Below are 14,218 nucleotides of genomic sequence, written 5' to 3' on the forward strand. Positions count from 1 at the left end.
CAGCCGAGCCTATCCGAGCCCGATCAGAAGGCGGGCCACGGTATGGGTCTGCTCGAACGAGGCTCCGGCATGACTGGGCGTGCGATGAGCTCCTGTGCCCGATCGAGAACCGCGATGGTTTCGGTCAGCGTGATCTTGTCCACCAGACGCGGGGCGGTGACGGCGTCGAAGGTCTCGACGAACCGAACGACGTCGTTCATCAACGCGTCGTCCACCGCCTGGCCGGCCCATCCCCACAGCACCGTGCGCAATTTGTTCTCGGCGTGCAGGCAGATGCCGTGATCGACCCCGTACACGTAACCGTCGAGACCTTCGAGCGCGTGTCCGCCTTTGCGGTCGGCGTTGTTGAGGATCACGTCGAGGACTGCCATCCGCTGCAGACGCGGATCGTCGGCGTGGATCAGCGCGATCTCTTCTCCCTCGCCGTCGTACGCCTGCAACACCGGAATCCATCCTGCGGGCACCAGATCGGGTCGACAGATGTCGACGAGGTCGACTCGTCCTTCGGCGTGAACCTCGGGTGTGTCGATCCACTTCTGCACCATTCCGGGCCCGAACGGCCCGTCGCGCAGAACGGTCGGCGGTATCACACCCCAGCCGAGCGACTCGGATATCTCGTAGGACGCAACTTCGCGGCCGGCGAGAGTGCCGTCGGGGAAGTCCCAGAGCGGCACCTCCCCACGAACGGGCTTGTAGACGCACCGGACAGGCGAATCGCCCTCGCCTGCTTCGCACACCAACGTGGCGTTGCTGGCCGAAACCACTCGCCCGACGATCGTGAGCTCGCCGGTCTCCATCGTGTCGCGGCCCTCGAACGGAGGCAGGTCGACGGTCAAGACTCGTCGACCTCGGTCACCGGTCCGAACGTCGCACCACGGCGATATCCGTTGGTTCTGATGCAGACGTGTCCCTCGGGTGCCAACGGCTGTCCGCACAACGGGCACGGCGCGCGACCCGCTGCGATCACGCGCTCGGATCGGACCGCGAATTCGCGAGCCTGAACCGGAGTCAGGAACACTCGGACCGCATCTGGGCCTTCGTCGGTGTCGTCGAGTACGACGGATTCGTCCACCTCGACCTCACTGACAGCAAGCAGTTCCACCACGACTGCGTTGGCATCGGCGTCCCAGCCGAGTCCCATCGTGCCGACACGAAACTCGGTGTCGATCGGTGTCAGAAGCGGGCTGGTGTCCACCGTGTCCGTTTCCTCGGCCGGCACATCGGCTCCGAATCTGCGGTGCACTTCCTCGAGCAGAAGTCCCACCCGGTCGGCCAGGACCTGAACCTGCTGCTTTTCCAGCGCGACCGACACCACTCGTGCGTCGTGCACCGCTTGCAGAAAGAACGTTCGGTCGCCCGGTTCACCAACGGTCCCGGCAACGAAACGATCAGGGGTGCGAAAAACGTGTATTGCGCGCGGCATTGCACCTCCTAACGACTCGAACAGCTCCGCGTGGCACATCGCGGAACCTTCATTATCGGCCACAGATCGACCACGGACGGTATTGCTTGCTCTCCAGCCTGCCACCGATGGGGACTTCGGTGCCGAATCGGCCGCCTCAGCTACCCGCTCCACCGCCGACGACCGCGTCGGAAGAGCTCGAATTGTCCGATTCCGACGTGTCGGGCTCCTCGGCTTTCGGTACGAATGCACTGAGATCGGACCCGGTGTCGTTGGTCCGCAGAACGAACGGCCGCGTCGAGGTGTATCGAACGACACTGATCGACGCCGGGTCGGCGACGATGCGCTGAAAGGAGTCCAGGTGGGCACCCATCGCGTCCGACAGCACCGACTTGATGACATCGCCGTGTGAGCACGCCACCCACAGCACGTCCCGGCCGTGCTGCGCAGCCAACCGGGCGTCGTGCTCGCGCACGGCCTGCACCGCGCGCTGCTGCACCGTCGCCAGGCCTTCGCCGTCGGGAAACACAGCTGCCGATGGATGCTGCTGAACCACCTTCCACAGGGGCTCGGCCAGTAATTCCTTGATCGTCCGGCCGGTCCATCGGCCGTAGTCCACTTCCACCAGACGGTCCTCGACCACCGGCGACATGCCGAGCCTGGCCGCCAAGGGCTCCACCGTCTGCTCACACCGGAGCAACGGCGAACGGACGATCTCGGCGACCGGAAGCTCACCGAGGCGGTCCGCGACCGCCTGCGCCTGCTCGCGCCCACGGTCGTCGAGTTCGATGCCGGCACTGCGACCTGCGAGAGTGCCCGCGGTATTCGACGTCGAGCGGCCGTGCCGAAGCAAGATGACTGTCATTGCTCTGAGCCTAGTGGGGCTCAGGTAGCCGATACGACCCCGCCGGCCAGCAGACCGAGCACCACGACGCCGAGCACGATGCGGTACCCGACAAACCAGTACAGCGAGTGGTTCGCGACGAATTTGAGCAGCCAGGCAATCGAGGCGTAGCCGAGGCCGAAGGCGATGACGGTTGCCACCAGCAACTGCGGGCCGGACGCGGCCAGTCCCGTGCCGACCGGTTCGAAGGCGTCGGGCAGCGAGAACAATCCGGAGGCGGTCACCGCCGGAATGGCGAGTAGGAACGAGAATCGCACTGCTGCCTCGCGTTCGAGGCCGAGGAACAGGCCGGCGCTGGTCGTCGCGCCGGAGCGAGACACTCCGGGAATCAATGCCAGACACTGCGCCAGACCCATCACGATGCCGTCGCGGGTGGTCAACTTCTCGATCGGACGTTCCTTGCGGCCGACCTTCTCCGCGACCGCGATGACGATGGCGAACGCGATGAGCATGAACGCAATGAGATACAGGTTGCGGGCACCGGTTCGGATCTGATCTTTGAACAGCAATCCGAGAACGCCGATGGGAATGGTGGCGATGATCACGTACCAGCCCATCCGGTAATCGAGACCGCGTTCGTCCTTCTTCGTCAGTCCGACGAACCAGGCTTTGACGATCCTGACGATGTCGCGCCAGAAGAACAGCAGCACAGCAGCTTCGGTGCCGAGTTGAGTCACGGCGGTGAACGAGGCACCCGCGTCCTCGTTCCAGAACACTCCGGACACGATGCGGAGGTGCCCCGACGACGAAATGGGCAGGAATTCCGTCAGGCCCTGCACTGCACCGAGAATGATCGCCTGCAGCCACGTCATGTCGATCATGCGGCACCCCGCTCCGACATCGACATCTCCGATATGGAAGCGGATGGACTGTTCGTTACCGATGCGCGGCCGACGGCACGCCCCCTGAATTCGCGATTCACGGGCACGACCGTACCCGGCGAGGCAGGTTCGTACCGAGCCGAGCGACGCGGCGCGGCACATTCACAGACAGCGGCAGGGCGCACTACTGTGCACTGGCGACAGTGCAGTTCGACACCGACGATCACACGTAAAAGGACATTCGGCACATATGAAGCAGAGATCGGTCGGCACCAGCGGACTTCGAGTCTCCAGACTCGGCCTCGGCACCCTCGGCTGGGGCAGCGGAACCGACGGTGACGATGCCGCAGCACAGCTGTCGGCGTTCGCCGAGGCCGGCGGCACCCTGGTCGATACGTCACCGGCGTACGGGGACGGTCGTGCGCAGCGAGTACTCGCCGAATTGCTCGACGACGTGGTTCCCCGGCACGAACTGGTGATCAGCAGTGCAGCGGGACTGAACCCGCGCCACGGCCGGTACGACGTCGACTGCTCACGACGCGGTCTCCTCGGACAGCTGGACGCCACGCTGCGAGAGCTCGGAACGGACTATCTCGACTTGTGGCAGGTCGCGGCCTGGGACCCGATGACGCCTGTCGACGAGGTCGCGGCGACGCTCGACTATGCCGTCACCAGCGGACGGGTGCGCTACACCGGTGCCCGCGGCTACCTCGGCTGGCAGTTGGCAACGGCAGCGGGAGCTGCCGATACCGGTCGGATCGTGGCCACGCAGGCGGAATACTCCCTGCTTGCCCGCGGGATCGAGGACGAGTTGGTTCCTGCAGCACATCACCACGGCATCGGCGTCCTGGCCGCAATTCCCCTCGCGGGCGGCGTGCTGACGGGCAAGTATCGCAACGGAATTCCTGCAGACTCACGCGGTGCCGACGAGGTGCACGCCGAATCCGTGCTGTCCTACCTGACCGACTCAGCTGTCAGCATCGTCGACGCTGCCGTCACCGCTGCCGACGGGCTCGCGACCTCTCCCCTCGTCGTAGCGCTCGCATGGGCTCGGGATCGTCCGGGTGTGAGCAGCGCTATCGTGGGTGCCCGCGATCTTGCTCAGCTGATGGGCGCATTGATGGCCGAAGAACTCGAACTACCGCCGGCGATTGCGTCCGCCCTGGACGACGTCAGCGCCTGATCGGTCGAGTCGTTCTCACCGAGAAACGTCGGGGGCGACCAGAAACATCGGACAGGCTAACCTTCGATGGTGATCGTCGAACGCCTCGCGGCCGTGCTTGTCGTCGCCGCACTATCGGCCGCCTGCTCGGCGACCACGCCCGACGCCGGGCCCACCGGCACATTCGGCCCCCGCACCGCCGTGGTCGAAGACCCGAATCCGGAACCGGTCGCCGAGAACCCGGAAGCGGTGCTACCCGCCACCGTGACCGGATTCGACGGCGTCGCCGTCACGGTGACCGACAACAGCCGCATCGTCGCTGCCGACCAGTACGGCACGTTGGCCGAGACGGTCTTCGCACTGGGACTCGGTGACAAACTGGTCGGACGCGACACATCAGCGGCGTTTCCGGCGGCACAGGACGTGCCCGATGTCACCCCCACCGGCCACTCGTTGAGCGCCGAGGGAATCCTGGCGCTCTCGCCCACCGTCGTACTCACCGACACCAGCATCGGTCCGCGCGCTGTGCAGGACCAGATCCGCGCCGCGGGCATTCCCGTCGTGTACTTCGACCCGACCCGAACGTTGACCGGGGTCGCCGACCAGATCGAAGCCGTTGCCGCCGCACTCGGTGTACCCGACGCCGGCCGCGCTCTCGCCGAACGCGCGAACGCCGATATCGCTGCAGCTGCCGACGACACTCCGACATCGGACATACCGCTGAAGATCGCCTTTCTCTACATGCGTGGTCCGGCGATCAAGATGCTCGCCGGTCCCGGCTCGGGTGCAGACGCGCTGATCGAGGCGCTCGGGGCGACGGACGCGGGTGTCCAATCCGGTCTGACCGAACAATTCGTGCCGGTGACGAGCGAGGCACTCATCGCCGCGGCGCCCGACGTCATCCTGATGATGACAAAAGGACTGCAGTCGATCGGCGGCATCGAGGGACTCGAGCAGATTCCAGGAATCGCACAGACCCCGGCCGGTCGAGAACGCCGCGTGGTGGACATGGACGACGGCACCATCCTCAGTTTCGGCCCCAACACCGGCAAGGTGCTGCGAGCACTGTCCACAGCCGTGTACGACCCGCCGTCATGACCGAGGCATCACCGATCGGGGCGCGAACGGACACACGCCGGGTCGTCGTGACGTTCGGCATATCGGTCGTGGCGTTGGTTGCCCTGGCGCTGGTCTCTGCCGTCGTCGGGCAAGTGCCGACGTCGCCGTTGGAAGTGCTGGGAAGCCTCGCCCATCGGGCCGGTCTCGACATCGGTCCGCTGCCCGCTCACCCCAGCGGCGAGGTGACGTTGTGGCAGGTCCGATTTCCTCGATTGATCCTCGCAGTGTTCGTCGGCGCGTGTCTCGGGTGCGCGGGCGCACTGCTGCAGGGTGTGTTCGCGAATCCTCTGGCCGAGCCAGGCGTTGTGGGAGTGTCCTCGGGAGCAGCCGTCGGTGCCAGTTCGGTCATCGTCCTCGGTGGTAGCTTCGCCGGGGTCTGGAGTGTGGCTCTGGCCGCGTTCGTCGGCGGGCTGATCACCACGATCGCGGTGTATTTCCTGGCGCGCAACGGTGGCCGCACCGAGGTGGTGACCCTCATCCTCACCGGCGTCGCAGTCAATGCCTTTGCAGGCGGTGTGATCGCCTTCTTCACCTTCGTCGCCAGTCCCGCTGCCAGGGATCAGATCGTGTTCTGGCAACTGGGGTCCTTGGCGGGCGCAACGTGGCAGTCGGTGGCTGTGGTCGCCCCACTGGCGGTGCTCGGGATCGCAGCCTCGCTGGTGATCGCTCGCCGACTCGATCTGTTGGCGCTCGGGGAGAACGTGGCGCGTCATCTCGGAGTGAACGTCGAACGTCTCAGACAATTCGCCATCGTGATCGTCGCCCTGCTCGTCGCATCCGGTGTCGCGTTCACCGGAATAATCTTGTTCGTGGGCCTGGTCGTCCCCCACGCGATGCGGATGGTGCTCGGCCCATCGCATCGCGTCCTCATTCCGGCCAGCGCGCTCGCGGGAGCCATCGTGTTGCTCGCTGCCGACCTCGTCACGCGCACCCTCGTCGCGAACGTCGACCTCCCCCTTGGCATGGTGACCTCCCTGGCCGGCGCGCCGTTCTTCTTCTGGCTGCTTCGTCGCACTCGCGCTCGGCAAGGCGGTTGGGCGTGATGCGGCGATTCGGCCGGGTTCGCAACGACATTCCTGCTGCCCCGATCCCGGGCTCGAACACGATCGTCGCTCGCGGAGTCAGTGCGCGGCTGGGCGAGAGAACGGTGCTCGACGACGTCCACCTCGACGTCGTCGCCGGCGAGATTCTGGCGCTCGTAGGACCCAACGGCGCGGGAAAGTCGACGCTGCTCTCGGTCCTGTCGGGTGACACCGAGCCCGGTACCGGATCGGTGGTGGTGGCGTCGCAATCACCGAGCCCACTCGGAACCCAGCCGTACCGGTCCCTCGATCTGGCCAGAAGACGCGCGGTGCTGCCGCAGCACCACACTGTCGGATTCGCCTTCACCGCCGAACAGATAGTCCGGATGGGCCGTGCCCCCTGGGTGGGGACGGCCGAGGCACGCAACGACGATGTTCGGGTCGAGTCCGCGATGGCTGCATGCGACGTCTCGGGCTTCGCGCGTCGACCATTCGCGTCGTTGTCCGGGGGTGAACAGGCTCGGGTTGCGCTGGCACGGGTGATCGCACAGGACACCGCGACGATCATGCTCGACGAGCCCACCGCCGCACTCGACCTCGGACATCAGGAGTCCGTCATGGCTGTGGTGCGCTCCCTCGCTGCCGCGGGCCGCGCCGTCGTCGTCGTGTTGCACGATCTCGGTCTCGCAGCGGCGTACGCAGATCGCGTTGCGATACTCGACTCGGGCTCACTCGTTGCCGTCGGTCCGCCGCGACAGGTGCTGACCTCGGAGTTGCTCGCTCGCGTGTACGGACACCCCGTCGACGTCTTCGATCACCCCGACACCGGTGAACAACTGGTCGTTCCCCGTCGAGTCAGAAACCCTCGAGCACGGAGTTGACCCGATTGAAGAAGGCTCGGACTGCCGTCGTGTCTCGTTGTGACGCATCGGACAGCTGCTGTGCATGTGCGACCGCGTCACGCACGACACCGATGATGCTGCGTTCGTCGGTCAGATCGATCTCCGTGACCGAGTGTTCGGAAACCGCTTCGACCTCGGACCGATCCGGCACCGGGGATCGGACGTCGGCTCGGTAGATCTCCACGTACAGCGTGCTGCGGTGCACTCTGAACGCAAACGCCCGACCGTCGTCGGTGTGCCCGAAACCGTTCGCATGCGTTCCGGCATTCACTTCTTCGACGACGAAGTGTGCTTCCTCGGATTCCACGTCCACTCCCATGTCGTGCACTCACCTCGGACGATCACGCTACCGCCTCGCCCGGCACGGCCGGTCGACACCCGATCCGGCACGGTCGATTTCACCGGGATCGTCGCACGCTGGTACAGATGTGGCATCGCCACAACAGGGCAGTGCCACCAAGGAAGTAGGTTCGGTTCCATGCGAACACCGTCGGCTCGTACGGTTCGAGCGGCAGTTGCATCCGCACTCGCCGTGGTCACAGTGTTGTCGGTGAGCGGGTGTTCGAGCGACGACGAGAATGCCGACGAGATTTCGGTCGAACCGCAGCCACCGGCCCAGTCCCCCGCGACGACTGTGACTCCTGCCGGAATCGTCACCGACTTTGCGCCCGTCAGCGCGCTCACCTTCGATCCTGTCACCCGGACGCTCGCTGCGCTCACCGACTCGTCGACCTCGGTGAGTCTGGTCGGCAACGACGCGGCGGCGCAGACGCGGGTGATCGACCTGGGCTCTGCCGGAGCAGAACTGGTTGCCGGTCGGGATTCGACCGTCCTGGTTCCCCTGAACGGTTCGGTGGCAAGGATCGACGTCGCGGACGGGCAGCGCACCGATCTGGCCGTCGAATCGAATGCCCTGTCGGCTGCCGACCTGCCCGACGGCACCACTGCTGTCGGCGACGACACCGGCACGATCCGCGTCCTCGACGCGAGCGGACAGGTGACCCGTACGGTCTCCGGGGGCAGTGTCACCTCTGCCGATGCGCTCGCCAGTACCCCAAAGGGCGTCTCGGTTCTCGATCGCCGACAGACATCGGTGACCGATCTGAATCTGGACGACGGCACCCTCGGAGTGGCTCTGCGGGCCGGCGAAGGTGCTGCGGAGATGACCAGCGACGAATTCGGGCGGCTTCTGGTCACCGATTCGACCGGCACGGAGTTGCTCGTCTTCACCTCGCACGACCTGCTCATGCGGCAACGGTTTCCGGTCGGGTCGAAGCCCTGGGCGATCGCCTACGATGAACAGTCCGGCGTCGCGTGGGTGACGTTACCCGCCCTCAACGAGGTGGTCGGATACACACTCGATACCGGAATTCCCGTCGAGACCGAGCGGTTGGCCACGGTGCGGCAGCCTGACTCGATTGCCGTCGACAACAACACCGGCGATCTGTACATCGGATCGGCAACCGGCGACGGGCTGCAGCGCATCCCGTCCGCGGGTCGTCAAGGAGGCACGTGAACGCACACGAGAGTTCGACACCGGGCCGAGCCAAGATGCCCGTCGGCTGGGAAGTGTCCCCATCCGACGACTGGGAGTACGTTCCGCTGCGGCTGCCCCCGGACGTCACTCGGGTCACGGCGTCGATGAGGCTCGCGATCCAAGCGGAGTTCGGCGGCTGGGAGCTGTCGCGGGTTCGCCTGTACACCGACGGCAGCCGGCGTGTTCTGCTCAAGCGGAAGAAGACTGCGCATCACATCCCGGAACCCGGAATCTGATCGTCACAGCAGTACCGTTCGACCGCAGTGGAAGTTCTACCTCAGCATGTCTACCGAGCCTTATCGATCGGAAAGAAGACCGTGGGAGACCGTCTGTACCGCGCCCTGTTGCGCCTGATGTTCCTCGTGCCACCGGAGCGGATACACCATCTTGCTTTCGGTGTGCTCCGTGCGGTGGCAGTCGTTCCGCCGCTTCGCTTCCTGGCCGAGAAGACGTTCGTGGCCGACGACCCGCGCCTGCGCTCGACGGTGTTCGGCGTCGACTTCCCAGCTCCGCTGGGCCTCGCGGCCGGCTTCGACAAGAACGCCGACGGCATCGACAACTGGGAACCCATCGGGTTCGGGTTCGCCGAGATCGGCACCGTGACGGCGCAGGGACAACCGGGTAATCCGACGCCTCGATTGTTTCGGTTGCCCCTCGACCGCGCCATCGTCAACCGCATGGGATTCAACAACCACGGCGCAGAACATGCCGCCCAGCGATTGCGCTCGAGGCGCACCCGGATCCCGATCGGTGCCAACATCGGCAAGACGAAGATCGTAGAACCCGCCGATGCTGCTGCGGACTACACCGCCAGCGCTCGTTTGCTGGGGCCGCTGGCGGATTTTGTCGTGGTCAACGTGAGCTCACCGAACACCCCGGGGCTCCGCGACCTGCAGGCCGTCGAATCACTGCGCCCGATCCTGGCGGCGGTGCAGTCGGTGGTGTCCGTGCCGGTGCTGGTCAAGATTGCCCCTGACCTCTCCGACGAGGATATCGATGCCGTGGCCGACCTGGCCGTCGAACTCGGTCTCGACGGCATCGTGGCCACCAATACGACGATCTCGCGCGCGAACCTGCGCAGCGATGTGGAACTGGTTGCCGAAATGGGAGCTGGAGGCCTGTCCGGCGCACCGCTGGCAGAGCGGTCACTCGAGGTGCTGCGTCGTCTCTACCGCCGAGTGGGTAGCCAGCTGACGTTGATCTCGGTCGGGGGAATCGAGACCGAGGCGCAGGCCTGGGAGCGCATCACCGCAGGCGCTTCCTTGGTGCAGGGCTATACGGGCTTCATCTACGGCGGCCCGCTGTGGATCAAGGGCATTCATCGGGGACTGTCGGCGCGCCTGGAACAGAACGGGTTCGCCACGATCGCCGACGCCGTGGGTTCGGCGAACAGGCCCTGATCCCCTTGTGCGCGTTTTGCGTAGCTGGAGCTACGCAAAACGCGCACGACAGGGCCGAGGTCAGGCCTCGTACGTGCCGGTGATGACCGCACGCCCGATGGCGTGCGAGAACAGATTGAAGCCGAGGTAGGCCGGGGTGGCCGTCTCGTCCACTTCGAGTCGCTCGACGTCCACCGCATGGACGGCGATGAAGTACCGGTGCGGACCATGACCGGCCGGCGGAGCCGCACCGATGTAGCGGAACAGGCCCGCGTCGTTCTTCAGCGTCACCGCGGTGCTGGGCACTCCGGTGCCGCCGTCGTCGCCTGCGCCCGACACCAGTGACGTCGTCTCGACGGGGATGTTCGCCACTGCCCAGTGCCAGAATCCGGACGCAGTAGGAGCGTCGGGATCGTAGACGGTGACAGCGAAGCTCTTGGTTCCCTCGGGAAAGCCGGACCAGGACAGCTGCGGAGAGTTGTCGTGCCCACCGGCTCCCATGATTCCGCTGACCTGCTGAGCGGCCAACGCCTGGCCGTCCTCGACGTCCTCGGACGTCAACTCGAAGGACGGGAGGTCCGGAAGCGAGTCGTATGGGTTGTACGCCACGATGGTTCCTTTCGTGTCAGCTGTGCATCAAGAAGTGTTCCAGTACCTGTGTACCGAACTCCAACGACTCCACGGGTACTCGTTCGTCGATGCCGTGAAACAACGCCGCGAAATCGAGCTCCGGCGGCAGCTTCAACGGAGCGAAGCCGAAGCAACGAATCCCGATGCGCGCGAACGCCTTTGCATCGGTACCCCCGGACAGCATGTACGGAACAGTTCGGCCGTTCGGATCGTGCGCGAGGACGGCCTCGTTCATCGCATCGACGAGGTCACCGTCGAACGTGGTCTCGTAGGGTTCGAGCTTGGTGATCCATTCCCGTTCGACATTGGGGCCGATCAACTCGTCGACCTCCTTCTCGAAGGCCGCCTGCCGCCCGGGCAGCACCCGGCAATCCACTACCGCCGTCGCGGTCTGCGGAATCACGTTGGCCTTGTATCCGGCCGAGAGCATCGTGGGATTCGCGGTGTCACGCAGGGTTGCTCCGACGATGCGCGCGATGCTGCCGAGTTTGAGCAGGGTGCCGTCGATATCCGGCGAGGTGGGGTCGAAGTCGAGGCCGGACTCCTCGGAGACCGCGTGCAGGAACTGCGACACCGATTCGGTGAGGACCAACGGAAACGTGTGATTGCCGAGTTTGGCGACGGCCTCGGCCAGATACGTCACGGCGTTGTCGTCGTGCAGGAACGATCCGTGGCCGGCGCGGGCCTTGGCGGTGAGCCGCATCCACGCCAGGCTCTTCTCCGCCGTCTCGACCATGTAGAGCCGCTTCTCGGTGCCGTCCGGCCGAGCGACGGTCAGTGAGAATCCACCGACTTCGCCGACTGCCTCGGTGACGCCCTCGAACAGGTCGGGTCGATTGTCGACCAGCCAATGCGATCCGTACTTGCCACCCGCCTCCTCGTCGGCGAGGAACGCGAAGAGGATGTCGCGCGGCGGCACGGTTCCGTTCGATTTGAATTGCCGGGCCAGCGCAAGGGCCATACCGACCATGTCCTTCATGTCGACCGCACCACGACCCCACACGTACCCGTCCTCGACGGCGCCGGAGAACGGGTGCACGCTCCAATCGGCCGGCTCGGCCGGCACGACGTCCAGGTGGCCGTGGACCAGTAGGGCACCGCGCGAGGAGTCCGCTCCGCGCAACCAGGCGAACACGTTGCCACGGCCGGGAGCACCGGATTCGACGTACTCGGTCTCGTACCCCACCTCCTCGAGCTTGTTCGCCACCCACTCGGCGCATTCCTTCTCGCCGACCGTGGTCTCGAGTTCTCCGGTGTTCGACGTATCGAATCGAATGAGGGAACTGACCAGATCCACGACTTCGTCGAGGGCGACGGTGGGGTTGTCGGTGGTGCGATGTCCGGGGTTGCTCACTTCGTTGGGCACACCGTTGTTCCTACCACCAGAATCCGCTGTGGGCACCACCGGCGAACGCCTTCGGACATGAACTGACGTGCGGATTTGGGTTATCGGGAACCCGTCGGATAATCTAACGCAGCGCACAGCGGCCGGTTGTGAATGCAAGGTTGAAACGTGCGACACCAGTCGCGCTGGTCCGAGTGGCGGAATGGCAGACGCGCTAGCTTGAGGTGCTAGTGTCCTATTAACGGACGTGGGGGTTCAAGTCCCCCCTCGGACACCGTCTGAAAGATGTAGGCAGACAAAGATTTTCAAAGATCTGAGTTGAGACAGACGAAACGGACCCTGATTCTTCGGAATCGGGGTCTTTTTCGTTCTCCACTCGCCTCGTTCGGCTCGACCGGGCAGATGCTAGGAGATTGACGATGGACTCGATCGACCCCACCGATCTGGAGACGTGCCTACGGGTGCTGCAGCAGGCCGCCGAATTGGACAAGAATCATCCTGATTCCATTGCCGTTCAACGTGCCTCCGGCGCCATGTTCAAAGATCTCAAGCGTGCCCGACGCGTCGCCGCGCGTAATGCCGTCAATGCCGCCGACCGTGCCGTCGTCGCTGCAACCGCAACCGGATCGCCGGACCGCATCGACGACGAGACTGCGGGTCTTTCGCTCACCTCGCGCGCCGAGGGCGACATCGCGGGCACGCTGATCAAGGCTCGCCCCTGCTACATCTGCAAGCAGCGCTACACCGATGTCGACTCGTTCTACCACCAGCTGTGCCCGGAGTGCGCGGCGCTCAATCGCGGTAAGCGCAACGCGCGGACGAACCTGTCCGGACGACGCGCGTTGTTGACCGGAGGTCGGGCGAAGATCGGGATGTACATCGCGCTTCGACTGCTTCGGGACGGTGCACACACGACCATCACCACCCGCTTCCCCAACGATGCGGTTCGGCGATTCGCCGCGATGGACGACAGCGACCAGTGGCTGCATCGTCTTCGCGTCGTCGGGATCGATTTGCGTGATCCGGCTCAGGTTGTGGCCCTTGCCGATTCGGTTGCGGCGGAGGGACCGCTGGACATTCTGATCAACAATGCCGCACAGACCGTCAAGCGCTCCCCCGGTTCGTACAGCGCACTGGCCGACGCCGAGGCCGAGCCTCTGCCGGCCGCCTTGGCCGACGGGGCGGGCCCGGAGCGCATCACGTTCGGCAAGACCAGTGATGCCCACCCTGCGTCGCTCGCGAGTTCGCTGCCGGCAACGGCGCTCGGCGGGCAGCCGGCCGCAGTACTGAGTGCGGACGACGTGGCCTCGCTCGCCATGGTCGCGGGCTCGGTGACGGCCGAGCGAATCGAGAGTGGGCTCGCTATCGATGCAGGCGGTCTGGTGCCCGACCTGGCCGAAACGAACAGCTGGATCCACACCGTCGAGCAGGTCGACCCGGTCGAGTTGCTCGAAGTGCAGCTGTGCAATTCCGTTGCCCCGTTCATTCTCGTGTCGCGTCTGCGTCCGGCAATGGAAGCCTCGGATGCGCGACGCAAGTACGTCGTCAACGTCTCGGCGATGGAGGGCCAGTTCGGACGCGCATACAAGGGCCCCGGACACCCGCACACCAACATGGCCAAGGCCGCGCTGAACATGCTGACGCGGACCAGCGCGAAGGAGATGCTCGAGAGCGGAATTCTGATGACCGCCGTCGACACCGGCTGGATCACCGACGAGCGCCCGCACCCCACCAAGATGCGGCTGGCCGACGAAGGATTCCACGCTCCGCTCGACCTGGTGGACGGTGCGGCTCGGGTGTACGACCCGATCGTGCAGGGAGAGCTCGGACACGATCTGTACGGCTCCTTCCTCAAGGACTACCAACCGTCTCCGTGGTGAGTCGGCCTTCGACTGCGGAGTAATTTCGGTGTGCGTGCCCCAGGGCGAAGACGGGCTGCGATACTCGAAAAGCCGTTACGTGTGAGCGATCGGCCCTTCTTCACGCACCGATAGG

At 65.2% G+C, this 14,218-nt stretch carries 15 protein-coding genes and 1 tRNA gene; 9 read left to right on the forward strand and 7 right to left on the reverse strand.

Annotated features, from left to right (window positions below; all coding sequences use genetic code 11):
* Positions 1-23: 23 nt before the first annotated feature.
* From BH93_RS13770 to BH93_RS13785, 4 genes are all read right to left on the reverse strand, one after another.
* Positions 24-797: an SCO1664 family protein gene (locus BH93_RS13770; protein ID WP_052065142.1), complete on the reverse strand. Its 774-nt coding sequence runs from the start codon at positions 795-797 to the stop codon at positions 24-26.
* A gap of 35 nt (positions 798-832) precedes the next feature.
* On the reverse strand, positions 833-1,423 hold the full coding sequence (locus BH93_RS13775; RefSeq protein WP_032378488.1) for a DUF3090 domain-containing protein: 591 nt from the start codon (positions 1,421-1,423) through the stop codon (positions 833-835).
* Between the two features lie 136 nt (positions 1,424-1,559).
* Entirely contained in the window at positions 1,560-2,267 is a 708-nt protein-coding gene (locus BH93_RS13780) for a histidine phosphatase family protein (protein ID WP_037173772.1), read from the reverse strand.
* Positions 2,268-2,287: 20 nt separating this feature from the next.
* On the reverse strand, positions 2,288-3,118 hold the full coding sequence (locus BH93_RS13785; protein WP_032378487.1) for an undecaprenyl-diphosphate phosphatase: 831 nt from the start codon (positions 3,116-3,118) through the stop codon (positions 2,288-2,290).
* A gap of 259 nt (positions 3,119-3,377) precedes the next feature.
* Here BH93_RS13785 and BH93_RS13790 point away from each other — a divergent pair, with 259 nt between their 5' ends.
* The 4 genes from BH93_RS13790 (at position 3,378) to BH93_RS13805 (ending at position 7,311) form a co-directional block, all read left to right on the forward strand.
* On the forward strand, positions 3,378-4,310 hold the full coding sequence (locus BH93_RS13790; protein ID WP_032377868.1) for an aldo/keto reductase: 933 nt from the start codon (positions 3,378-3,380) through the stop codon (positions 4,308-4,310).
* Positions 4,311-4,376: 66 nt separating this feature from the next.
* Positions 4,377-5,387, forward strand: a complete 1,011-nt coding sequence (locus tag BH93_RS13795) for a heme/hemin ABC transporter substrate-binding protein (protein WP_037173774.1) — start codon at positions 4,377-4,379, stop codon at positions 5,385-5,387.
* On the forward strand, positions 5,384-6,451 hold the full coding sequence (locus BH93_RS13800; protein ID WP_052065082.1) for a FecCD family ABC transporter permease: 1,068 nt from the start codon (positions 5,384-5,386) through the stop codon (positions 6,449-6,451). The genes BH93_RS13795 and BH93_RS13800 overlap by 4 nt, the downstream gene beginning before the upstream one ends.
* The gene (locus BH93_RS13805) at positions 6,451-7,311 is read left to right on the forward strand and encodes a heme ABC transporter ATP-binding protein (protein ID WP_052065083.1); all 861 of its coding nucleotides are present in this window, start codon (positions 6,451-6,453) and stop codon (positions 7,309-7,311) included. Before BH93_RS13800 ends, BH93_RS13805 begins: the two co-directional genes overlap by 1 nt.
* Here BH93_RS13805 and BH93_RS13810 read toward each other — a convergent pair.
* Positions 7,286-7,651 carry a hypothetical protein gene (locus BH93_RS13810; RefSeq protein ID WP_032377866.1) on the reverse strand — a complete coding sequence of 122 codons (366 nt, stop codon included), beginning with the start codon at positions 7,649-7,651 and terminating at the stop codon, positions 7,286-7,288. The two genes, BH93_RS13805 and BH93_RS13810, sit on opposite strands and share 26 nt — an antisense overlap.
* A 159-nt stretch (positions 7,652-7,810) precedes the next feature.
* On the opposite strand from BH93_RS13810, the gene BH93_RS13815 reads away from it, so the two are divergent.
* The 3 genes from BH93_RS13815 to BH93_RS13825 all read left to right on the forward strand — a co-directional run bounded on the left by BH93_RS13815 (position 7,811) and on the right by BH93_RS13825 (position 10,269).
* Positions 7,811-8,848: a YncE family protein gene (locus BH93_RS13815; RefSeq protein ID WP_032377865.1), complete on the forward strand. Its 1,038-nt coding sequence runs from the start codon at positions 7,811-7,813 to the stop codon at positions 8,846-8,848.
* Positions 8,849-8,883: 35 nt separating this feature from the next.
* Positions 8,884-9,105: a DUF5703 family protein gene (locus tag BH93_RS13820; RefSeq protein WP_032377864.1), complete on the forward strand. Its 222-nt coding sequence runs from the start codon at positions 8,884-8,886 to the stop codon at positions 9,103-9,105.
* Positions 9,106-9,198: 93 nt separating this feature from the next.
* Positions 9,199-10,269 carry a quinone-dependent dihydroorotate dehydrogenase gene (locus BH93_RS13825; protein ID WP_037174283.1) on the forward strand — a complete coding sequence of 357 codons (1,071 nt, stop codon included), beginning with the start codon at positions 9,199-9,201 and terminating at the stop codon, positions 10,267-10,269.
* A 60-nt stretch (positions 10,270-10,329) separates the two neighbouring features.
* Here BH93_RS13825 and BH93_RS13830 read toward each other — a convergent pair whose 3' ends face one another.
* On the reverse strand, positions 10,330-10,857 hold the full coding sequence (locus tag BH93_RS13830) for a YbhB/YbcL family Raf kinase inhibitor-like protein (protein ID WP_032377863.1): 528 nt from the start codon (positions 10,855-10,857) through the stop codon (positions 10,330-10,332).
* A gap of 16 nt (positions 10,858-10,873) precedes the next feature.
* Positions 10,874-12,244 (reverse strand): M20/M25/M40 family metallo-hydrolase, encoded by a 1,371-nt coding sequence (locus BH93_RS13835; RefSeq protein WP_371832066.1) that lies wholly within the window; start codon positions 12,242-12,244, stop codon positions 10,874-10,876.
* 167 nt (positions 12,245-12,411) lie between these two features.
* On the opposite strand from BH93_RS13835, the gene BH93_RS13840 reads away from it, so the two are divergent.
* Both BH93_RS13840 and BH93_RS13845 read left to right on the forward strand, forming a co-directional pair.
* A tRNA-Leu gene (locus BH93_RS13840) sits at positions 12,412-12,497 on the forward strand.
* 145 nt (positions 12,498-12,642) lie between these two features.
* Positions 12,643-14,103: an SDR family NAD(P)-dependent oxidoreductase gene (locus tag BH93_RS13845; protein ID WP_037173775.1), complete on the forward strand. Its 1,461-nt coding sequence runs from the start codon at positions 12,643-12,645 to the stop codon at positions 14,101-14,103.
* The last annotated feature ends 115 nt before the right edge of the window (positions 14,104-14,218 follow it).

The sequence above is a fragment of the Rhodococcoides fascians A25f genome, from assembly GCF_000760935.2.
Taxonomy (GTDB): Bacteria; Actinomycetota; Actinomycetes; order Mycobacteriales; family Mycobacteriaceae; genus Rhodococcoides.